The sequence below is a fragment of the Mesorhizobium sp. M6A.T.Cr.TU.014.01.1.1 genome (assembly GCF_004022765.1).
Taxonomy (GTDB): Bacteria; Pseudomonadota; Alphaproteobacteria; order Rhizobiales; family Rhizobiaceae; genus Mesorhizobium; species Mesorhizobium mediterraneum.
The window spans coordinates 295,863-316,651 of record NZ_RZPG01000001.1 but is presented as its reverse complement, the minus strand read 5'-3'; the positions used below and the strand labels follow the sequence as shown (position 1 = coordinate 316,651).

Genomic DNA, 20,789 nt, shown 5'->3' with positions numbered 1-20,789 from the left:
ATTGTCGAATCGCCACGATCAGTTAATGTCGGTGTCGGTGGTTGCGTATCCTCGATTTGAACTTGGATTCGCAGTGATCGACCGTCCGAGCCGGCCTCCGGGTGCCGCTCAGGGCTCCCGGATGCTCAGCCGCGCTCGGCCGGCTGACGCATGCGTTTACCCGACACAGTGGCCAGCATGACGTGTCAGACTGTGCGTCCTTCGTTGTCGAAGAAATGCAGGTGCTCGGGTGCAGTCTTCAGTCCGACCTCGGCGCCAATTTCGGGCGCTATCCCTTGGTTATGGATGGCGAGGCAAGTCTGGCCTCCGTCTAGTTCGACGTGAATGAGCGTGACAGCGCCAGTGTATTCAGCCAGCCTTACCTTACCACGTAGCGCGGTGTTTGAGGGCGCGACAAGCGACAGGTGCTCAGGTCGAACGCCGACCGATGCAGCCGTGGCAGGCACGGATGAGTTGTGGGTGATTGGCTGGCCGCCGAATAACGCTGTCGCTTGTGAAGTCCGTTGCGCGCGAACTGGCGGGAAAGAAAGTGCGCATCAACGCCCTCAATCCGGGGCCGACCGATTCGCCGATGCACTCCCATATCGACCAGGCCCTCAAGGATCGCATCGCAGCCAACCTGCCGATTCGCCGCATGGGGCAGCCCAACGACATGGCTGCGGCGATCCTGTTCCTCTGCTCCGACGCCGCAAGTTTCGTCTATGGCGCGGCGCTCGACGTGGATGGCGGCTCGATGTTCCGCTGAGCAGCATGCGACGGCCGTGGCGCTATGCGTCCGGCCCCCCAGTGACTTCGAGTTACCTGTGCGAGTTCGAGACTGCTTCGGCAGGAAGAGCCTTCTTGCAGCCTATATTGTCGGCCCAACGACAAATGAGGAACACCTCGCAACCAGGAATTGCTCGAAGCATTATCTAAGTTTGCTCGCCGTCGGGTTCGACTAGCTCAACATGGCTCACATCTAGGGCCTGAGCCAATTCGTAGAGCGTGATGACTGTTGGATTGCGACGACCGCGTTCGAGACCGCTTAGATATTGCTGGCTGAACCCTGAACGCGCTTCCACCTGTTCCTGAGTCAGGCCCTTCTCCCGACGCAAGCGACCGAAGTTTCGGCCTACGAGTTTGCGCATATCCATACGCGCAGACTTGGCAATTTACACACTTTAAGTTTATCAACTATAATATGTATTCGCCGACAATTGCGGCAGTGATGGTGTCCCTAGCAAGAAGAGGATCACTTGCTTAAGCCCCTCCTTGATCCCGATGTTGCCGATGTCGCCCCGTCGGCTCCCGTCCTGACCGGCTACGACGAAGTGCGGTTGCTCACCTATATCCGTCTGCTCGACGCGGCTGCCGAAGATGCAAACTGGCGCGAGGTGGCCAGGATCGTTCTCCATATAGACCCTGAGGAGGAGCCGGAGCGGGCGTTCAGGTCTTGGGAGACCCATCTTGCCCGTGCGCGGTGGATGATATCGAACGGCTACCGATACCTTCTGGCGGGGGGCGCACCACACTAAGCCACCAGGTGGCCGTTTCGCTGCTTTGTCGAATCAGCACAGCGGTTTGCTGAATCTCCTAGCCTTGTCTTCGCCAAGCAGACAGTCGGCCTCAAAGAGGTCGACGACTTAATCTGGCTGACTAGCTTCATGGATTATGATTTGGGATGCTTCGATGATGAGACATTCAGGCTCGGACCACTCAAGAACCTCTTCGGGCGAAAAGTGTTAGCTATTCTCAGGTGTAAATCGTAACTTACATGTCCAAATCCACCCATACGCGAAGCTGCACCGAATCCGAATCTGTGACCTCTGCCTTCGGAGGGCGGGCGCGCTCAACGACCTTCGTCTACAAACGGCATGCCACAGCGACAGTATCAGCCCGACCGCCAAGCAGCTGTCTCCGATTCAGCGCGGCCTTTATCGACGCCAATAGTAATAAGAGAACGGCGGTAGAAGCGTTCAGGAAACCAGGCGATCCGAACCGACTAGCTCCAGACTATCCAACGTATTACCGTCATCAACGATTCTATCAATGGCGTGTCGCTAATTGATTAGGCGCTAATATGGGCCGTCGAGTAGGCAGGGAACGGGGGCTACCGAATCAGACGAGGGATATTCGCATGGCCACAATGCACTTCACCTGGGGCGCCTCAGCGGCCCAGGCCAAAGCCGCTGGCTTCAACCTGGTCGATCTTCAATACGCGTCATCGGTCAACGCGTTGCCGGAAGGCTCGAAGGCCCTGATCTGGCTCGGCGAGAGCAACGGGGTAACCCAGTCCTTTATCGACAAGGTAACGCCTCTCATCGGCAATCCGAAGGTTCTTGGATTTTTCCTGACTGATGAGCCTGATCCCACCGGCAGATACCATACCCAGGTGAGCGCTGCCAACCTGAAGGCGGAATCCGACTGGATCCATTCCCATTTTCCGGGCGCTAAGACTTTTATCACCCTGATGGACATGGGGTCGTTCGCAGATTCGGACTATTCCAATACCTACAATCCTGCCAACACTGGCATCGATTATTATGGAATAAACCCTTATCCCGTGCGCACGACTGCGGTGGACTTCAACTACATTGATAGAGCCGTTGCTGCGGCGTTGGAAGCAGGCATCCCGCAGAGCGCGATCATTCCGGTCTATCAGGCGTTTGGCGGCGGCGGCTGGGCGACCAATACGGGCGGGTCATATGTCATGCCCACGACGTCCCAGATGCAGACCATGATGGACCACTGGGAAAGGCTGGTTCCCAATCCTGCCTTTGACATGGCCTATAAATGGGCCTCGCAGAACGGCGAAACCTCGCTTGGCAACACTCCGTCGATGCAATCCTTTTTCCTGCAACACAACACCAGCACCACGACCCCGCCTCCAACCGACGACACTCTCTACGGCACCAGCGGCGCCGATGTACTTCAGGGAGCCGGTGCCCACACGATGACCGGCTACGGCGGCAACGATGATTACTATGTCGACAATGTCGGCGATAAGGTGATCGAGGCCTCTGGCCAGGGTCAAGACAGGGTGTGGACCTCTGTGAGCTATGCGCTCTCGGCCGGCTCGTCGATTGAAGTCCTTGGCACCACGAAGGACGCCGGCACCACGGCAATCAACCTCACCGGCAACGCGTTCGCCCAAACTATCCAGGGCAATGCCGGCGCCAATGTCATCAACGGCCTCGGCGGCGCCGACACGATGACCGGCTTTGGCGGCAACGACACTTACCATGTCGACAATGCTGGCGACAGAGTGGTCGAGGCGGCGGGCGGCGGCTCCGACCGGGTGCTCGCTTCGGTGAGCCATATCCTTTCAGCCGGCTCGCAGATCGAGCTTCTCGCCACCACCAACCCGTCCGGCACGACGGCAATCAACCTCTCCGGCAACGCGTTCGCCCAGACCATCCAGGGCAATGCCGGCACCAATTACATCAATGGCGTCGGCGGCGCCGACACGATGGTCGGCTATGGCGGCAACGACACCTACTATGTCGACAATGCTGGCGACAAGGTAATTGAGGCGGCAGGCGGTGGCAATGACAGGGTGCTCGCTTCGGTGAGCCATATCCTTACGGCCGGCTCGCAGATCGAGCTTCTCGCTACCACCAACCCATCCGGCACGACGGCAATCAACCTCACCGGCAACGAGTTCGCCCAGACCATCCAGGGCAATGCCGGCGCCAATGTCATCAATGGCAGCCGTGGTGCCGACATCTTGACCGGCAACGGTGGCAATGATGCTTTCGTTTTCAACTCCGCTCTTGGAAGCGGAAATATCGACAGGGTCACCGACTTCAACCAATCCCAGGACAAGATCCACATCGACAACGCCATCTTTGCCGGGCTGAGCGCGGGCGCGCTCACATCCGCCGCTTTCTTTGCGGGTGCGGCTGCGCATGATAGCTCCGACCATATCATCTACAACAGTTCAACTGGAGCGCTCTCCTTCGACAGCGACGGCATCGGCGGCGCGGCTCAGATACAGTTCGCCACTCTTTCGCCAGGCCTCTCGCTTCCAGCAGCCTCATTTTTTGTAATTTGAATGAGAGGATGTGGACTTATAGTCCTCCTCAGCAGAAGCACGCTTGCGGTCTTTGAGTCGGCTGCTGCTGAAGCTCGATCTGCGACCCGGCCGAAAGCGCATGGTGGTCGAACAGCCAGCACGGCTCTCACAACAAGCCGCAAGGCGGCCATCATTAGTTCTTGAATGTTGTCCGCAAAGAAGCGGCCGTGCATACCAGGACGCGGTGCGCTGAACCGGCTCGATCTGTGACCGCGAGCGCCGACGTGGCTGGTTGTGGTCGCACCAGACCTGGCGCGGGTTGCCCGGCGCGGCAGCGGCGTGCGGCCCTAAGCAACATGCCGGGGAGCACCGAGCGGAGGATGAGCTTCCCTACCGCCGCATCGAGCTGCAGCGCCTCGTCTTCCATCATGACTAGACTATGACTTGCACTGTGAGGACGTGGCCCGCCCTAAAACTAAACTCTCGCTGAGAACCCGGACGAGATCAACGATGCCAATCTGAGCACCGCGATCTCGTCAATCGCGCAGGCAGCCTTTCAGGCGCGAATAGCTGTCCCGGGGATAAGGCTGTTCGCTTGGCCAACCGACTTTGCAAACCACCACCCTGACGTGCGATCCATGGCGTATCTGGAGGTTCTGGAAGGTTCCGGCCCGCGCGCGGAAGAGGCGCGGTCAGTTTAGCAGAGTCTTGTGTTGGTTTACCCGGGGGTCTTGTCTTGATAGAAAAAAGAGTCCCAAAAACGCTGCGACCTATGGCAATCCGCCAACGCGCCCCTTTGTCCAGCCGGCGACTGTCAGCCCGAACGCCATGCCGGCGCAGTCGGCAACCCAGTCGAACACATCCAAATCGCGCCCTATCAGTTGAGCGCCCTGAAGAACCTCGATCGCCGCGCCCGTCAAAGCGAGGAGAACAATCAGCGTTGTCTTGTGTTCCGGCCAGCCGAGGCTTCCCAAGGTCGCCAGCACGACGAAGGCGATGGCGTGGTTCAGCTTGTCATCATGAGTGACGGCCATGCCGAAATCCGGCAAGAACCGCACCGGAAGAAGAGCGAGCAGGAGAATGCCGGTCAACGTGACCAGAAAAGCGATCCTTGCCGCGATTGGATAAGGGTCTGCGCGCAACAAGATAAGGTCAGTCCTTCATCTGAAAAACCTGAATGGGCCAGCGTGATGGATTTGGAGTTGCTGTCGTTTGGATAGCATTAGCGCTTGGGATTTTCAAATCCAGAACCACAAGCGTGTTGGAAGAAAGGCAGTAGTCGCTCTCGTAAGGCGGCCGGCACATTGTGGGAGGTCAGGCCGGTTCTGGTGCGGACATCAGTTTGCCCAACCGAAGCGCCGGTAGCCGTCCGTGCTCAGGCCGGCTTGGCTTCGATCGTTACCTTATTGGGATAGAACGCGCCGTGATCGCGGATTTCGACCATCTCGTCGAAAGGCTGATCATACGCCCACATCGCGTCCTTGCCCGCCTCGGCGGCAGGCAGCACACTCCAATAACTCGCATCACCCTTGTAAGGGCAATGAGTCGAGAAATCCGTCTTGCGAAGCTGGTCGAAATCGATGTCTGCAAACGGAATGTAGAAGACTGAAGGGTAGGGGGACTCGGTCAGCACCTTCGCTTTCGTGGACGAGGCGATCACGGTTTCGCCGCTGCGCACCGTGACGGTGCCGCGATAGGGCTCGACGGTGATGACCTTGCCGGGATTGCGTTGAAAGCCTGGTGCGGGGTTTGCGATCTGGTCCATTGGCGGGGTTCTCCTTGTCTGGCATGCGCCCCGAAATAGGTGTGGCGAGCGAGCGAATTGCGCAAGGTCGCCCTCTAGGAATGACGCACAGCCAGCCGTGCGGCTCAGGTTTCGGCCTGGTCTCCCGTTAAACCGGTCTGGAAACGATCAGGCGGCGGCCTGAAACGCATCCATCAACTCGGCATAAGCGGCGGCGATACCGGCGACCGGATTGCTGCTTCTTGATGCGGTCTCGACCTTCAGCGCACCGCCGCCGGTCGGCAAGGTGAGCAGAAGGAACTGGCGGTTGCCGCCATCGCCGACGCATGCCGCGGCAACGTGCTGGCCTTCGCCTTCGTTCTGAACGCACATCTTGAACAGCAGCGTGCCGCCGACCGCCTCAAGGGCGCCGCCGACAACTTCGACAAATTCGTCTTCGGAAACGGTTTTGGCGTCCGGCACCAAATCAGCCAGGCTTTCGGCGAGCGTATTTTCGAGAGTCATGTCGTCGAGCTGCGCGTCCATGCGAACCTCTTTCACTCGCCAATCGCACCCTTGCCCATTAATCAAAGTTAACGCCGAGGATGGCCGGATTGTGGCGGTTTTCCTGTCTTTTCGATCAATGCATCGCTTCTGCCCGGTCATGGCTGGACAATCAGCTGGTTCGCCCCACAATGGAACGAAAAACCAATGGGAGGAAAAAATGCTCGGACTGATGCAGGAATGGCCGCTGCTTTGCCACAAGCTCATCGACAATGCAGCCAGGCAGCACGGCGAACGCGAGATCGTGTCGCGTTCGATCGAAGGCCCTATCGTCCGGACCACTTACGCCGAAATACAGCGCCGCGCCTTGAAAGCCGCGCAGCGGCTCGAGCGAGACGGTTTTGGGCTTGGCGACCGCATCGCCACATTGGCCTGGAATACGGGGCGCCACATCGAAGCCTGGTACGGCATCATGGGTGTCGGCGCGATCTATCACACGCTCAACCCGCGCCTGTTTCCCGAGCAGATCGTCTGGATCATGAACAATGCCGAAGACAAGGCGATCTTCGTCGATCTGACATTCATGCCGCTGCTTGAAAAGATCGCCGGCGCGGTCAAATCGCTGAGGAAGGTGATCGTGCTGACCGACAAGGCGCACATGCCGCAAACGGCGCTGCCGAACGTCGTTGCCTATGAGGAGTGGCTTGACGAAGCCGATGGCGCCTTCGCCTGGAAGACGTTCGATGAAAACACCGCCGCTGGCATGTGCTACACCTCGGGCACGACAGGCGATCCGAAAGGCGTCCTTTACAGCCATCGCTCGAACGTGCTGCACGCAATGATCGCCGCCATGCCCGACGCCATGGGCCTCTCGTCGCGCGATACCATACTGCCGGTCGTGCCGATGTTCCACGCCAACGCCTGGGGCCTTGGCCAGAGCGGCCCGATGATCGGCGCCAAACTGGTCATGCCTGGCTGCAGGATGGACGGCGCCTCGATCTATGAGTTGCTCGACACCGAAAAGGTGACGTTCAGCGCCGCCGTGCCGACAGTGTGGATGATGCTGCTCCAGCATCTTGAGGAGACCGGCAAGAACCTTCCTTATCTGAAGAGGGTCGTCATCGGCGGCTCGTCCTGCCCGCGCGCGATCACGGCGAAGTTCCAGGACAATTACGATGTTGAGGTCATCCATGCCTGGGGCATGACCGAGATGTCGCCGCTCGGCACCCTGTGCACCATGAAGCCGGGCTGTGCCGGGCTCGAGGGCGAAGCCCGGCTCGACGTCCAGAGCAAGCAGGGCTATCCGCCGTTCGGTGTCGAAATGAAAGTGACGGACGACGACAATAAGGAACAGCCATGGGACGGCAAGACATTCGGGCGCTTGAAGGTCCGCGGACCGGCAGTCGCGCGCGCCTATTATGGCGGCGTCGGATCCGAACAGTACGATGAAGAAGGCTGGTTCGATACCGGTGATGTCGCCCATATCGACCCGGGCGGCTATATGCAGATCACCGATCGCGCCAAGGACGTCATCAAATCGGGCGGTGAATGGATTTCGACGATCGAGCTCGAGAATCTCGCGGTCGGTCATCCGGATGTGGCGGAGGCGGCCGCGATCGGCATCCAACATTCGAAATGGGGCGAACGGCCCTTGCTTGTCGTCGTCCGCAAGCCGGGCCGGGAGCCGACCAAGACGGATATTCTCGCTTTCATGAACGGCAAGGTGGCGAAGTGGTGGATGCCGGACGACGTCGCCTTCGTCGGCGAAATTCCCCACACCGCCACAGGCAAGATCCAGAAGACCACCCTGCGCCAGCAATTCAGGGATTATCGCCTGCCGACGGATTGACGGAGATGACATCTTTCGCCTTCAAGCCGCCGCTAAAGGGCTCTAAACGCCCGTTCGGGTTGGGGCAGTGTGGATAATGGAAACTCCCGAGCGACAGACGTCGACGGCCGCCGGCTGGTCGCGGCGCACAGGCGCTTTTTCGGCGGTCCTGCTACTGACCGTTCTTATCGGCCATCGATATGGCCTGGTTGAAACGCCGGCTTTCCTCTGGGTGCTTGGCATTGTCGCGTTGCTTGCTGCTTTTGCCTTGCTGTTCGCCGGATTTGCCTTTTCGAGACTGTGGAATTTCGGCGACCGTGGCGGTCGCGATCTCACCGTCGGCACGTTGCTGGCACTGCTGGTGCTTGCTCCTTTTGGCATTGCTGCCTACTGGGCAGCGACTTACCCGCCGCTCAGGGACATCTCGACGGATTTCGACGATCCGCCGATGCTCGACACCAGCACCCGGACCGGGGATATGAACGCGCTTTCGCCACCGACCCCGGGCGAGCAGCGCCTGCAGGCCGAGACCTATCCGCTTGTCACCGGACGCAGCTACAATCTGCCGTTCGATCGCGTCCTGGAAGCAGTCGAAACCGTGCTCGATCGGCGGGATTGGCAGCTTACGGCGCCGTTTCCCCGCGCGATCGGGCAAAGCGAGGTGACGATCAACGCCCTGGCCAAGAGCTTCATCCTCAGCCTTCCCGCCGACGTCGCTGTCCGTGTGACCGACGATGGCGATGCGATCATCGTCGACATGCGTTCGGCGTCGCGTTACGGCCGCTACGACCTTGGCGACAATGCAGTTCGCGTCGTGGATTTCCTGGCCGAACTGGATCAGGAGGTCGCCGGCCAGGTCGGCACGGCCCCGACCGAGTAGCGCCTACGCAACGGGCGCGAAAATGCCGTCGATCGCCGGATCGCCGTCGGTGCTCACCAGGCCGCGCGCCACCAGGTCCTCCAGATGGGCAAGCACGGACAATCCGGCAGCGCCATGAAGGCGCGGATCGGTATCGCGATAGATAGCCTTGACCATGTCCTTGATCGTCCGGTCGCCGCTTCTGATCCGTTCGAGGATCGCTTGTTCGCGCATCCTGCGATGCGTCTTCAACTCGTGCATGAACCTGCGCGGCGCGGTCACCGGCCCGCCATGACCGGGCAGCAGCAGGCGATCGTCGCGCTCGATCAGCCGATCCAGCGAGGCCATGTAGTCGGACATGGCGCCGTCCGGCGGCGCAACGATGGTGGTCGCCCAGGCCATTACGTGATCGGCCGAGAACAGGACACCGGTTCCTTCCAGCGCAAAAGCCGCGTGATTGGCGGCATGACCTGGCGTCAGCACTGTTCTGATCGCCCAGCCGTCGCCGTTGACGACTTCATCGTCGGGCAGTGTGATGTCGGGAGCAAAGGCGATGTCGGCGCTGGCGTCGAGCGGATTGACCTCGCCTATGCGCAGCGGCCTCGCCGGGCGATGCGGGCCTTCGGCCAGGACAATTGCGCCGGTATGCTGCTTCAGCCGCGCTGCCAGCGGAGAATGGTCGCGATGCGTGTGGCTGACAAAAATGTGGCTGACCGGCCTGTTTGCGATAATTTCGAGCAGCGTCTTGAGATGCGCGTCATCATCCGGTCCCGGATCGATCACCGCCAGGGTCTTGCGCCCGACGATGTAGCTGTTGGTGCCATGAAAGGTGAACGGGCTGGGATTTTCCGCGGTAATTCGAAGCACGTCGGGCGCTACGGTCACACTGTGGCCGTAGGACGGGTCGAAGCGTGTGTCGAATTCCAGCGCCATGGTGAATGTCGTGACCTTTATTGGGGGGAGGGCAAAACTGATTGCCGCATAACACGGAAGCCAATATAGGAAAACGCAAGGCCGCGCTCTGCGGCAGTCCGAAATGGGGAAGACCATGGCAATTGTAACGACGATGCGTCCGCTTGTTTCTCTCGCTTTGCCTGAAAAGGGCGCGACCCGGCTAATGACGCAGCTTTTGCTTGCGATCGTTGGAACGCTGGTGCTGACCTTGTCGGCCAAGACGAGGGTTTTGCTCGGACCGGTCGACATCTCGATGCAGACCTTAGCCGTCTTCCTGATCGCCGCAGCATTCGGCATGCGCCTCGGCATTGCTACGCTGCTTCTTTACATGGCGGAGGGCGCCATGGGCTTCCCGGTCTTCCAGGGCACGCCGGAAAAGGGCATAGGCATCGCTTACATGCTCGGCTCGACCGGCGGTTATCTTGCCGGCTTCGTGGTCATGGCCGCGATCGTCGGCTGGGCTGCCGATCGCGGTTGGGATCGCCATCCGGTCAAGCTCTTCAACGCGATTCTGGTTGCCGAAATCGTCATGATGGCGATGGGCTTTGCCTGGCTGGCGCTGCTCATCGGCCCGGAAAAGTCATGGCAGTTCGGCGTTGTGCCCTTCATCGTCGGCGACCTGATCAAGGTCGCCCTGGCGGCGAGCCTTGTGCCAGCCGTCTGGTCACTGCTCAAACGCTCCTGAACTCTGGTCGACATGGCACTGATCGGGCCCACAACCGCAGGGATGTGATTGCAAGGGAATGATCCTGTTTCAGCGGCGGCCTGCCGGGACTTCTCGTCAACGCAGGCCCGCCGTTGGTCGGCATCTGCTACGCAACGATTTGCTAACGATACCGTCACACTATGTTCAAATCGACGGATTAAGGACCAGAGCAGCCGGCGATTCGTCGCGAGCCAGCGTAACCAAGCAGCTACATATCGACGCAATTGCTCGATACCGCTGCTTGGAGAGCTAAGAAAGAAAGCGGCTCGACAATTTTTTAGGCACAGCTGAAGTTGATGAACAATTGCCAGGAATTTTTTCGACGAACCGTCTCGATTCTCGAGAGATAGTTGCTTGCTGGTATCTTCACGCTGTCGTAACCCTTGACATCGACCATGCCGAAAACCGCCGAGAGGGGATGCGTGACTAGCCCGGAAAAAACAACTGTTAAGGCGACTGTATCGTTGCAACGGCCCGCAACCGGCACCGTAGCACGCTGGTATGCCGCCAGCGTATTTCCGGGAAAAGAAGACGTCGCCGAACGGCATCTCCGGATGCAGGGTTTTCACCCGTTTACGCCTCGCTGCGAGAAGACCACACGGCATGCCCGGCGCATCGAGACGCGACCGGCGGCCTATTTTCCAGGTTACATGTTCATCGCCCTCGATGTCGCGCTGCAGCGGTGGCGCTCGGTCAATGGAACGTTCGGTGTGCGCTCCCTCATCATGCAGGGCGAGCGGCCATTGCCGGTCCCCTCGGGGCTGGTGGAGCGGTTCATTGCCCTGACCGGCAAGGACGGCCTGCTTGATTTCAGCGGAGGCCTCGCTGCGGGCGCTTCGGTTCGGATTCTTTCAGGTCCTTTCGCGGAGATGATCGGTCGCCTTGACCGGCTCGATCCGGCCGGAAGGGCTCGGGTTTTGGTTGCCATCATGAATGGCGAGATCCCTGTTGACATGGATTCAAGGGAACTCGTCGCGATCGCATAATTGACGCTCGGTTATGCGATGCAGGCTGCTGCAAAGTCGGCTCTCGGGTTTCACCCGGGAGTGCGGTAGCCATTGTTGGAGCTTTTTGTGCACTGTCGGTCATCGCCTAGCCACTCACGGTCGATCTTAGAAACATCTGCCGTGGTAACGGCGTCTCGAAAGCAGGCATCGCAACACAGGCGTTGGGCGCGTGCGCAGAGTTATTGGCAGCCTTTGCCTAGCGATCAAAAAGTTGGTTTGTGACCTCACGAATTTGAACACCTCCACCATCAATTTGCCGAATCAAAGGCACCTTCTGCTTCGGATCCGCTTTCAGTTGTTGGGCGGATTGACTTTCGCTATCCTGATTCCTGCGCTTATCCAGATGTCGTTTGCATTCGGCGTGATCTACTCTTCCAACATGCAAGTCACGATTGTGGCGGCATTCATCGCTCACACGACAGGCTATTTCTTTTATAAGCGGATCGGCAATTTTCCAGGCGTGGCAGCGGCTGGTTACATCCTCCCCACCTTCGCGCTGACCTACGGTCTTGTCTTCGTGACTATTTTCTTTTTTCGGTTCGACTATAGCCGGTTCCAAGCCGCCGCCAGCTTCACTCAATCAACATTGTGGTATTTTGGCTTGAGCCTGGCAACACGACGGCTGGACCCATACCGATTGGCGATAATTCCTGGTGGTGATGTCGACAGGCTCAAAAGCATACCAGGCGTACGCTGGCACTGGATTAGTTCGCCGGACATGGTTATCGAATACGCCAGCGGTGTCGTGGCCGATCTTCGGGCCGATCTTTCGGATGAATGGGAGCGGTATATCGCCGATCGCGCGCTATCCGGGACGCCGGTCTATCATGTCAAACAGATCAGCGAATCGCTCACAGGACGGGTGGAAATAGAGCACCTTTCCGAAAATACCTTGGGGTCGCTGAATCCAAACCACGCCTATTTAAAGATTAAACAAGCAGTTGATTGGATCTCTGCGCTATTTATTCTAGCGGTTTTTTCGCCGTTGCTCCTGTTCGTGGCGGCAGCAATAAAATTTGACTCAGCTGGTCCGGCCTTGTTCAGGCAAAAAAGAATGGGTTACAGGGGAAATATCTACGAAGTTTACAAATTTCGGACGATGAAACTCGGCGTCCCCGTTGGCGATGAAAAGGAAGAGGCCATCACAAAGGCCGGCGATGCGCGCATTACGCGCCTTGGGCAGTTCTTGAGAAAATCCAGGATCGATGAATTGCCGCAGGCCTTCAACATCCTGCGCGGCGAGATGAGCTGGATCGGGCCGCGACCGGAAGCACTCGTTCTGTCAAGTTGGTATGAGGCAGAACTGCCATTCTATCGATACCGGCATATCGTGCGGCCCGGCATTACCGGGTGGGCGCAAGTCAATCAAGGACATGTGGCTGCGGTCGCAGATGTTCTGGAAAAGCTTCATTATGATTTTTACTACATCAAGAATTTCTCACCATGGCTCGATGTGCTGATTGTGTTTCGTACCATCCAAACCATGCTGACAGGTTTTGGCGCGCGTTGACAGCGCGGCAAAGATCGGTTGCCGGTGTAGCCAAGCCGCCGCGCTCGAGCCTAACAAGGTGGAGACAGCCACCAGCTTTTTGAAATGGGTATTTGTAATGTCTAAAGCTACGCTGACTAGCGTTGGAAATATCGTCGTATCGACCCCGGAGAAGCACTATGACTAGGAAGACCGCACTCATCACCGGCATCACCGGCCAGGATGGCGCCTATCTGGCGGAACTCCTGCTGGCAAAGGGCTATGAGGTCCACGGCATCAAGCGACGTTCATCGTCGTTCAACACCGGTCGCATCGACAATCTCTACCAGGATCCGCATGAGAAGGATGTAAGGCTGTCGCTGCATTATGGCGACATGACCGATGCCACCAACCTCATCCGCATCGTCCAGGAGGTGCAGCCAGACGAGATCTACAATCTCGCTGCACAGTCGCATGTCCAGGTGAGCTTCGAGACCGCGGAATATACCGCGAATGCCGACGCGATCGGCACATTGCGTCTCCTCGAAGCCATCCGGCTGCTTGGCCTGACAAAAAAGACGCGTTTTTACCAGGCGTCGACTTCCGAGCTCTACGGCAAGGTGCAGGAGATCCCGCAACGGGAGACGACGCCTTTCTATCCTCGGTCGCCATATGCGGCGGCAAAGATTTATGCCTACTGGATCACCGTGAATTACCGCGAAGCTTACGATATCCACGCGTCCAACGGCATCCTGTTCAATCACGAAAGCCCGATGCGCGGCGAGACGTTCGTCACCCGCAAGATCACGCGCGCCGCTGCTGCAATCAGGCTCGGCCTTCAGGACAAGCTCTACCTCGGCAATCTGTCGGCTGAACGGGATTGGGGCCATGCCCGCGATTACGTCGAAGGCATGTGGAGAATCCTTCAGCATGAAGTGCCGGACGACTACGTCCTTGCAACCGGCGTAAAGCATTCGGTCCGCCGCTTTGTCGAGCTTGCATTCAGCGAGGTCGGGATAGAAATCCGATGGGCTGGTTCGGGTATCGACGAAAAAGGTATCGATGCGAAATCCGGTGACGTTCTGGTCGAGGTGGATCCGCGCTATTTCAGACCGACCGAAGTAGAGCTTCTGATCGGCGACCCCTCGAAAGCGGAGCGTGTTCTCGGGTGGAAGGCAAGAACCTCGCTCGATGCGATGGTCCAGGAAATGGTTCAGTCCGACCTTGAAATGGTAAAGCGGGAATCCGAGCACCGGCGCCTGGACGAGGATCGCATTCGCGTTGCCGCACAGTAAGCGACGGTGGGCCGGGTCGGCATGAAAATCTCGGTCTTGACCGCCTGTTGGAACTCTGCGGCGACTATCAGGCATACGATCGATAGCTTTTTTGCCCAGGATCATCAGGACAAAGAGCTGGTGATTGTCGACGGCGGATCGTCGGATGATACGTTGTCGATTGTCCGGTCTTACCCACCGGACCAGATCCGGCTGATCAGCGAGCCCGACAGCGGAATGTATGATGCACTCAACAAGGGGCTGCATCTCTATACCGGCGACGCGGTAGGCGTGCTGAATTCAGATGACACCTATCATGACGTCTCGGTGTTGGGCCTGATCTCGAATGCGCTGGCAACCGCGGACATCGTTCATGGTCATCTGAACTTCGTGGGGGACCACACCAAGAAGCGTATTGTACGCAGGTGGATGGCAAGCCCACGGCCGGCGAGCGGGTTTCGCTCCGGCTGGATGCCTGCACACCCCACTTTCTACGTGCGGCGCGAGGTGGCCGACCGGGTCGGTTCTTTCGATCTGAACTTCCGAATAGCCTCCGACTATGACTGGATGCTGCGAGCCGTTGAACTCTACGGCAACAAGATTTCGCTTATCGATCATACCATGATGGATATGATGTATGGTGGCGCCAGCACCTCTGGAATTAGGACGTATCTCCGGCACAATCTCGAGGCTCTGCAATCGAGAAGGCAACACCTTGGTGTGGCTCGACTTGACTATGCACTGTTGGCGAAGCCGGGGCGAAAGATTAGGCAGTTCTTCTATTGAGCCTAGATGCTATGCCCAGTTCTGCAGGAGAAGACGCCAGTGGACCGCCGTCCCTGACGGGCAGTCCCGATCAGATTGCTGAGGCTGGCGGACTTCTATCGGGGCCTAGTCAACCGCCTTCGACCGGCGAACACATAGTCTATGTGGTGGCGACCGAAGGCCACCGTCAATCTTACCTGGACACACTCGCCCCGCTGTTCGGGCTACAGCCAGTCTCAGGTCGAATGACCGTTACATTGTTTCGTCGCCTGGTAGCGGCGGAGCGCCTGCTCTTCGCATCACTCGACGACGACATGTTATCTTTCGGTGCCGTTGCAGCTATGCGCGGGTTGCTCCAGCGCCCCACCGTTGCGCTCTTTCTGCGCGCACAGAAATGCTTCGAGGCTGGGCGGTGGTATTACCGGGGGAAGCGCATTACCTTCCGGATCCTTCGCCGCATCCCGCGCTTGATGATAGCAACAATAACGCCGTTTGACGCCGCTCCCCAGTATGCCGAGGTGGCCCATGCAGGTGTTTGTGATCCCCAATACTGGGATCTGCAGCACGATGGTAAGACTATGCGCCAGCCTCACAGCACTGCTCTGGCAGAGGAGGTTTTAGCCCGCGCAGCCGGACGGCGTGTCCTCTTTTCCCTCAGTTCCTTCAGTGCACTGAGGGGTATGGACTTCCTCGCCCAAACGCTGAAACGATTTCCAAAGCTCGCTGAGCGTGTGCTGGTCGTGGCCGCCGGGCGGGTCCCCGCAGCCTCCGCCTCCCTCTCCGCCTCCCTATTGTCCTCGGGAGCGTTAGTCATAGACCGATTTGTGACGAGCCGAGAACTGGAAAGTCTGTATGGCGTCGCCGACAGCGTGTGGGCATGCTACGCGCCGGAATACGATCAAGCTTCCGGCATATTCGGCCGCGCTATTCAGTTGGGCGTGCCGCCCATCACTCGGAAAGGTTCTGTAATCGCTTGCTTCTCGGCGGCGGCGGGAATTAACCACTTTTCAGTCCAATACGACGACTATGAAGCACTGGCGGGATTGCTGGAGCAACTTCCCTCTAGACACCAACTCGATCCGATGTTGTCCGAAACCGAACGGGTTGGGCTCGTATCCGCCTGGCGTCGTCAGTTCAACGAGACAATCAACGCGGGTCTGGTTGGAATAAAACACCCTGCTCACAACTCGCTAGATCGGATATTATAATGGGTCAGTTACAAACGGCATTGAATTTATTGGCAGCTCCCGCGGCATTTATCTTGGGCCGTATGGCAGGAAGTCCTGCTCGTTCTGCCCGTTCGATTGATTTCGACCCGCAGTATCTTCGCGGCTATGCATCACGTATGCAAGATAATAATATTAATTCAGAGATGTTTATAAGGTTTGCTCAGGGAGCAAAACTATGTGCATCGGCAAACAAAAGTATTGATGACTCTATTGTCGAGTTGTTTCCTAAATCGCACGGGCAATTACTGCAAGACATTGTTTGTTCTATAGTACACAGACAAAAGAGATGCGGGTATTTTGTTGAGGTTGGAGTTGGTGATGGGGAGAAATACTCTAATACATTGATGCTAGAAAGAGACTTTGGTTGGCATGGCGTGCTCGCTGAGCCGGCAACTATGTTTCACGACAGTATTCGTAAATTGCGCTCGGCTGTCCTCGATGCGCGCGCGATTGGTCAAACAAACGGAAGGATGTTGTTTGAGCAAGATGAGAAGATCGGTGAGCTGTCGGGCCTTGTGGGCAAAAGTAAGGTTCGTGAGAATAGTAGTAATTCAAGATATGACGTGGACGTAATAAATTTCGATGAATTTCTTGAAGAGCATAGAGCTCCAGATGAAATTGACTATATATCAATAGATACTGAAGGTTCGGAATTGTCTGTTATAAACGGACTTTCTCTAAAGAATAGGCGAATATGGTTCTTTACTGTTGAGCATAATTTTGACAAGGGAAGAATTAGAGCTTACGAAGAGATATTTTCAAAATTCGGGTACCGAAGGATTCTTCCTAGCGTGTCAGCCTTCGATTCATGGTATGTTCACCGAGAACTGGGCGATGAATTTTTCTAAGCGGGCATATATGATGTTCAACCCGAGTCTTGTGTGTTTAGGTAATGTGTTTAGTGAGGCTATAGATGCGTGAGGTACTAAGCGCTATATCACCGCGTCTGAAGTCCAAGATGCAGAAGGCTTTTCGATCGGTTGGTCTCGACGTGACGATATATGGTCCAAGACATAACCCAGGCCTCCGACTTGTAGATTTCTTGAAGACGCATGAAATCGATCTTGTTTTTGACGTCGGAGCAAACAGGGGGCAATTCGCCAAAGAGATCTTTGCATCGGGTTTTTCTGGGCGACTTGTGTCTTTTGAACCTTTACCTGACGTACACGCAAAGCTAATTGAAGAGGCGAAATTGTCCGGGCAACGTTGGGAGGTTGCTCCGCCAATGGCCCTCAGTGACGAAGCTGGAGTTGCCGAATTCCAGATCACACATTCAGATGCCAGCAGTTCACTGTTACATCCGACTGCCGATCTTGTTTCCACGCTTCCCCAGGTGGGTGTAGTCAAGAAAGTCCAGGTCCAGACTGAGCGCCTCGACGTAGCCGCAACTCCATATTTGTCACAATCAAGAAGGCCCTTTCTAAAGGTGGATGTGCAAGGGGCGGAGGGGCAAGTACTAAGAGGAGGCGCAAATGTCTTGGAAAGATGCCATGGGGCGATCGTGGAAACAGGGGTTGAAAAATTGTACCATGGCCAGTCAAGCGTCCAAGATATCCTATTGCTTTTGCTCAATTCTGGTTTCGAAGTTTGGGACATCTCTACGGCGTATAGGAGTCCCAAAACCCATAGGCTAGGGCAAGTTGACATCACCTGTTTCAGGCCATGACCGCCGATCGCGGCGTTGCGTTCCGTGCATCCGTTATTCACATGATCTCGAACATGCTTCGAGGATGCCGGCCGACTGAGGTCAGAATCGCAGCGTTCTACGCCTTCTTCCGTCGACTTGTGACAAGGCGACTATTTCGTAACGGGCTTTTCGCTGCCGGCCAGAGCCTCGTCGTAACTCTCTGTGTGTTCCTGGCCTATCGGATTGCGATCTCGCACGTTGGCCTCGAACGGCTTGGAGTCTGGTCATTGCTTCTGGCTGGTGCTGCGGTTGCGCGGATCGGCGATATAAGCGGCGGCGGTGCCTTGGCGCGGTTTGTCGCCACGAGTTCACGCACCGGCAAGGCGCAAAGCACTCGCAATACGGTGCATACCGTAATGTTAACTACCCTTGGCCTCAACGCCTTTCTTGGTGCGATGTTGTGGGTTGGCGCACCGCGCGCGCTCCCCTTATTCATCCAGCATCAGTATCTAGGCGAGGCGCAGATGTTGATGCCTTTCGTCGTCGTGTCATTGATACTGAGTGCGCTCGCCTCGGCTGTTTTGTCGGGCATCGACGGTGTGCAGCGGGCTGACCAGCGAGCTATCGTCGTCGCCACTTCCGCGTTCATATTTCTATGCGCGAACTGGATCTTCATACCCTACTTCGGCGTCGTAGGTTTTGGTATGGCCAACATTCTGCAGCAGTCTACGATGCTTGTAATTGGTTGGCTAACGTTGCGCTTCCATATCCGAGACCTGGGATGGTTTCCCTACCGCTGGCAGAGGGAAGTGTTCGCGGAGACTACAGGATATGCCATAAAACTGAACACGATCGGCGTCATCGGACTTCTATTCGAACCGTTGACAAAAGTGGCCTTCAATCATGCCGGCGGCCCCGGACTCGTGGCCCTATACGAGTTGGCATCGCGGCTGGTCCTCCAGATTCGGGGGTTGGTGATCGCTGCCGCGACTCCTCTTGTGCCCGCATTCGCTGCCGGACCCAACCCCGACGGTCCAACATTTCAGAGTATGCTGGAGAAATCTACGCGAGTAGCGACTTGGGCGGCTGTCGGCGTTGCCATCGTCACCCTTGCTGCGGCGCCGGTGATGAGCTTTCTGGTCCTCGGGCGACTTTCGCCGGAATTGCTGCAGATGAATGCGGCTTTGACTGCCGGGTGGACCCTCAACATTATTGTGGTGCCCCTTTATTTCGCTGCGCAAGCATATGGCGTATTGCGCTGGAATTTCGCTAGCCATGTTGTCGTTGCGATCTCTGTGCTGCTAGGCGTTTTTTTGCTAGTTCCTCTGGCTGTACCCAATGGGATTGTCATTGCAATCATAGTTGGACTTACTCTGAGCATGCTCACGGTGCTCTTCGGCAACGCACACGCTCTCGGAATCACGGAAGTTGTTAGGCGGCTGCGATGGCAGCTTTTGGGAGCAAGCGCAGCCGTCAGTTCGTTGTCCTTGGCGGGATGGATCCTCGCTGGACTGATTAGGATCTGAATGTCTTACTCTTCAACAGAACGAACGCCGCGCCGAGGAACTGAAATTCGTGGGTCCGGAACCGTGGCGGCTCCTGGCCGAAAGCGTGGCCTGATCGCCTCCATGTACCGTCTTTGGACCAGTCCGGCAGCCGCTTTCCTGTTTCTGTTTCCAACCATTGGCTACTACACGTTTGCCGCCTATGCGAACGTAGTTTCGCCCGAGGGAAGCTCGGGAGGCGTCGTCATCCGAGCAGTATCTCTTGCAGTTCTCGTCTTCGCATTCCTGGCGGTTCCCAGAAGGCTGAGACGGCCATTTAGTATTACTCTTCTCCCAGCGACAATTTTTATCGTCCTATATGGCTCCAGGTTAATAGAGAATATGCTTTTTCTTCGCTTGGAGATTTCACCGGGCAATTTCTTAGTTTTATCGATTTTCGTTTTGTCTAGTATCATTCCTGCTTATATGCTCGCGTCATCAGAGCGAAAGATATCCGATAACGACATGTTAGCCCTACTTTCGGTACTGGCTATTTTGTTTATCTTCGGAATGGCTTTGAACCGTGCTGCGTTGGTTGAAACGAGCGAGTGGAGAATGAAGCTCGAAAAGATCAATCCAATAGCACTTGCATATGTTGCAAGTAGCTTTCTACTATTCTACATGATTGCTTTTCGATATTCAAAGAAAATACTAATTCAGGCCATCTTCTTTGTGCCTGTGATGCTGGTAATTGTTTCACTCGCCAGATCAAGAGGAGTGCTTATTTCGACAGGGCTAACAGTCCTCCTCTATGTTTTGGTAGTTAAGGGAACACGCAGAGTATGGGCATTTGTCGGTCTGGGAGTCATCGCGGTCGCGATCGTTGCTTTTGCGGATCCAAAATATATCGAAGTGGTAATGGAGGCACTTAACAAAATTGATGCTGATACAGACATGTCTACCGCCGGCCGTGTGATGGCATTTCGGGGAGCATGGGAGCAGTTTCTTGCAGATCCCATATTCGGTCGGTATGCGATCGAACTTTTAACGGCGTACTATCCTCACAATATCTATCTTGAGTCGTTGATGTCAGTTGGCCTTCTTGGGACTGTGCCTCTCACATTGCACTGCTTGATATCATTGCGTGCCGCCATTGGGCTTCTCCGTGAAAAACAAGCGGGGTTTGCTGGGGTGTTTATTGCTTTACTGTTCATCAGGGATGCCGTGGGTGCTGCCGGAAGCGGCGCGATTTGGGGCGCCTCTGGCTTCTGGATAACGTCATTTCTGGTGGTCAGCATGTGGTACGGTCGCCGACAGGATCAACAGCGAGTTGAGCACCGTTGGCGATGGCCATCGCCAACATAGAG

18 protein-coding genes and 3 pseudogenes are annotated in these 20,789 nt (G+C 56.8%); 16 read left to right on the top strand and 5 right to left on the bottom strand.

Features of this window, described 5'->3' with window-relative positions; translation table 11 throughout:
• Positions 1-481 precede the first annotated feature (481 nt).
• Positions 482-745: pseudogene (locus tag EN885_RS01470) on the top strand (SDR family oxidoreductase); the annotation flags it as partial.
• Between the two features lie 166 nt (positions 746-911).
• Here the strand turns inward: EN885_RS01470 and EN885_RS01465 are convergent.
• On the bottom strand, positions 912-1,133 hold the full coding sequence (locus EN885_RS01465; RefSeq protein ID WP_128244392.1) for a helix-turn-helix transcriptional regulator: 222 nt from the start codon (positions 1,131-1,133) through the stop codon (positions 912-914).
• 102 nt (positions 1,134-1,235) lie between these two features.
• On the opposite strand from EN885_RS01465, the gene EN885_RS01460 reads away from it, so the two are divergent.
• From EN885_RS01460 to EN885_RS01455, 3 genes and pseudogenes are all read left to right on the top strand, one after another.
• Positions 1,236-1,514, top strand: a complete 279-nt coding sequence (locus EN885_RS01460) for a DUF2285 domain-containing protein (RefSeq protein WP_128244391.1) — start codon at positions 1,236-1,238, stop codon at positions 1,512-1,514.
• Between the two features lie 54 nt (positions 1,515-1,568).
• Positions 1,569-1,748 (top strand): annotated as a pseudogene (locus EN885_RS34045) (integrase); the annotation flags it as partial.
• Positions 1,749-2,116: 368 nt separating this feature from the next.
• On the top strand, positions 2,117-4,033 hold the full coding sequence (locus EN885_RS01455; protein ID WP_206616792.1) for a calcium-binding protein: 1,917 nt from the start codon (positions 2,117-2,119) through the stop codon (positions 4,031-4,033).
• Between the two features lie 731 nt (positions 4,034-4,764).
• Here EN885_RS01455 and EN885_RS01450 read toward each other — a convergent pair.
• From EN885_RS01450 to EN885_RS01440, 3 genes are all read right to left on the bottom strand, one after another.
• Positions 4,765-5,052, bottom strand: coding sequence for a hypothetical protein (locus EN885_RS01450; protein ID WP_245492989.1), 288 nt, complete (start codon positions 5,050-5,052; stop codon positions 4,765-4,767).
• Between the two features lie 317 nt (positions 5,053-5,369).
• Positions 5,370-5,759 carry a DUF427 domain-containing protein gene (locus EN885_RS01445; protein ID WP_128244042.1) on the bottom strand — a complete coding sequence of 130 codons (390 nt, stop codon included), beginning with the start codon at positions 5,757-5,759 and terminating at the stop codon, positions 5,370-5,372.
• 147 nt (positions 5,760-5,906) lie between these two features.
• Complete coding sequence (locus EN885_RS01440; protein WP_128244073.1) at positions 5,907-6,263, bottom strand: hypothetical protein; 357 nt, start codon at positions 6,261-6,263, stop codon at positions 5,907-5,909.
• A gap of 178 nt (positions 6,264-6,441) precedes the next feature.
• Here EN885_RS01440 and EN885_RS01435 point away from each other — a divergent pair, with 178 nt between their 5' ends.
• Positions 6,442-8,070, top strand: coding sequence for a fatty-acid--CoA ligase (locus EN885_RS01435; RefSeq protein WP_128244043.1), 1,629 nt, complete (start codon positions 6,442-6,444; stop codon positions 8,068-8,070).
• A 76-nt stretch (positions 8,071-8,146) separates the two neighbouring features.
• A complete protein-coding gene (locus tag EN885_RS01430; RefSeq protein ID WP_164897751.1) occupies positions 8,147-8,929 on the top strand; it encodes a DUF1499 domain-containing protein in 783 nt (260 codons plus the stop codon).
• A 3-nt stretch (positions 8,930-8,932) separates the two neighbouring features.
• On the opposite strand, the gene EN885_RS01425 is transcribed toward EN885_RS01430, so the two are convergent.
• Positions 8,933-9,841 carry an MBL fold metallo-hydrolase gene (locus tag EN885_RS01425; protein WP_128244044.1) on the bottom strand — a complete coding sequence of 303 codons (909 nt, stop codon included), beginning with the start codon at positions 9,839-9,841 and terminating at the stop codon, positions 8,933-8,935.
• A 115-nt stretch (positions 9,842-9,956) separates the two neighbouring features.
• Here EN885_RS01425 and EN885_RS01420 point away from each other — a divergent pair, with 115 nt between their 5' ends.
• The 10 genes and pseudogenes from EN885_RS01420 (at position 9,957) to EN885_RS01375 (ending at position 20,787) form a co-directional block, all read left to right on the top strand.
• Positions 9,957-10,547 carry a biotin transporter BioY gene (locus EN885_RS01420; protein ID WP_128244045.1) on the top strand — a complete coding sequence of 197 codons (591 nt, stop codon included), beginning with the start codon at positions 9,957-9,959 and terminating at the stop codon, positions 10,545-10,547.
• A gap of 416 nt (positions 10,548-10,963) precedes the next feature.
• Complete coding sequence (locus EN885_RS01415) at positions 10,964-11,554, top strand: transcription termination/antitermination NusG family protein (RefSeq protein WP_128244046.1); 591 nt, start codon at positions 10,964-10,966, stop codon at positions 11,552-11,554.
• 190 nt (positions 11,555-11,744) lie between these two features.
• The gene (locus EN885_RS01410; RefSeq protein WP_245492959.1) at positions 11,745-13,085 is read left to right on the top strand and encodes a sugar transferase; all 1,341 of its coding nucleotides are present in this window, start codon (positions 11,745-11,747) and stop codon (positions 13,083-13,085) included.
• Positions 13,086-13,243: 158 nt separating this feature from the next.
• Positions 13,244-14,363, top strand: a pseudogene (gene gmd, locus EN885_RS01405) (GDP-mannose 4,6-dehydratase).
• Positions 14,360-15,103, top strand: a complete 744-nt coding sequence (locus EN885_RS01400) for a glycosyltransferase family 2 protein (RefSeq protein ID WP_128244048.1) — start codon at positions 14,360-14,362, stop codon at positions 15,101-15,103. Before gmd ends, EN885_RS01400 begins: the two are co-directional and overlap by 4 nt.
• Positions 15,104-15,327: 224 nt before the next feature.
• A complete protein-coding gene (locus EN885_RS01395; protein ID WP_128244049.1) occupies positions 15,328-16,290 on the top strand; it encodes a hypothetical protein in 963 nt (320 codons plus the stop codon).
• A complete protein-coding gene (locus EN885_RS01390) occupies positions 16,290-17,159 on the top strand; it encodes an FkbM family methyltransferase (protein ID WP_128244050.1) in 870 nt (289 codons plus the stop codon). Before EN885_RS01395 ends, EN885_RS01390 begins: the two co-directional genes overlap by 1 nt.
• Before the next feature lie 110 nt (positions 17,160-17,269).
• The gene (locus EN885_RS01385) at positions 17,270-17,977 is read left to right on the top strand and encodes an FkbM family methyltransferase (RefSeq protein ID WP_206616791.1); all 708 of its coding nucleotides are present in this window, start codon (positions 17,270-17,272) and stop codon (positions 17,975-17,977) included.
• Positions 17,974-19,464 (top strand): polysaccharide biosynthesis C-terminal domain-containing protein, encoded by a 1,491-nt coding sequence (locus EN885_RS01380; protein WP_128244052.1) that lies wholly within the window; start codon positions 17,974-17,976, stop codon positions 19,462-19,464. Before EN885_RS01385 ends, EN885_RS01380 begins: the two co-directional genes overlap by 4 nt.
• Positions 19,465-20,787 (top strand): O-antigen ligase family protein, encoded by a 1,323-nt coding sequence (locus EN885_RS01375; RefSeq protein ID WP_128244053.1) that lies wholly within the window; start codon positions 19,465-19,467, stop codon positions 20,785-20,787.
• The last annotated feature ends 2 nt before the right edge of the window (positions 20,788-20,789 follow it).

Excerpts from the sequence above, each read along its gene's own strand:
- EN885_RS01465 (WP_128244392.1), bottom strand. The coding sequence starts at position 1,133 with ATGGATATGCGCAAACTCGTAGGCCGAAACTTCGGTCGCTTGCGTCGG.
- EN885_RS01455 (WP_206616792.1), top strand. The coding sequence starts at position 2,117 with ATGGCCACAATGCACTTCACCTGGGGCGCCTCAGCGGCCCAGGCCAAA.
- EN885_RS01445 (WP_128244042.1), bottom strand. The coding sequence starts at position 5,759 with ATGGACCAGATCGCAAACCCCGCACCAGGCTTTCAACGCAATCCCGGC.
- EN885_RS01440 (WP_128244073.1), bottom strand. The coding sequence starts at position 6,263 with ATGGACGCGCAGCTCGACGACATGACTCTCGAAAATACGCTCGCCGAA.
- EN885_RS01435 (WP_128244043.1), top strand. The coding sequence starts at position 6,442 with ATGCTCGGACTGATGCAGGAATGGCCGCTGCTTTGCCACAAGCTCATC.
- EN885_RS01430 (WP_164897751.1), top strand. The coding sequence starts at position 8,147 with ATGGAAACTCCCGAGCGACAGACGTCGACGGCCGCCGGCTGGTCGCGG.
- EN885_RS01425 (WP_128244044.1), bottom strand. The coding sequence starts at position 9,841 with ATGGCGCTGGAATTCGACACACGCTTCGACCCGTCCTACGGCCACAGT.
- EN885_RS01420 (WP_128244045.1), top strand. The coding sequence starts at position 9,957 with ATGGCAATTGTAACGACGATGCGTCCGCTTGTTTCTCTCGCTTTGCCT.
- EN885_RS01415 (WP_128244046.1), top strand. The coding sequence starts at position 10,964 with ATGCCGAAAACCGCCGAGAGGGGATGCGTGACTAGCCCGGAAAAAACA.
- EN885_RS01400 (WP_128244048.1), top strand. The coding sequence starts at position 14,360 with ATGAAAATCTCGGTCTTGACCGCCTGTTGGAACTCTGCGGCGACTATC.
- EN885_RS01395 (WP_128244049.1), top strand. The coding sequence starts at position 15,328 with ATGACCGTTACATTGTTTCGTCGCCTGGTAGCGGCGGAGCGCCTGCTC.
- EN885_RS01390 (WP_128244050.1), top strand. The coding sequence starts at position 16,290 with ATGGGTCAGTTACAAACGGCATTGAATTTATTGGCAGCTCCCGCGGCA.
- EN885_RS01385 (WP_206616791.1), top strand. The coding sequence starts at position 17,270 with ATGCAGAAGGCTTTTCGATCGGTTGGTCTCGACGTGACGATATATGGT.
- EN885_RS01380 (WP_128244052.1), top strand. The coding sequence starts at position 17,974 with ATGACCGCCGATCGCGGCGTTGCGTTCCGTGCATCCGTTATTCACATG.
- EN885_RS01375 (WP_128244053.1), top strand. The coding sequence starts at position 19,465 with ATGTCTTACTCTTCAACAGAACGAACGCCGCGCCGAGGAACTGAAATT.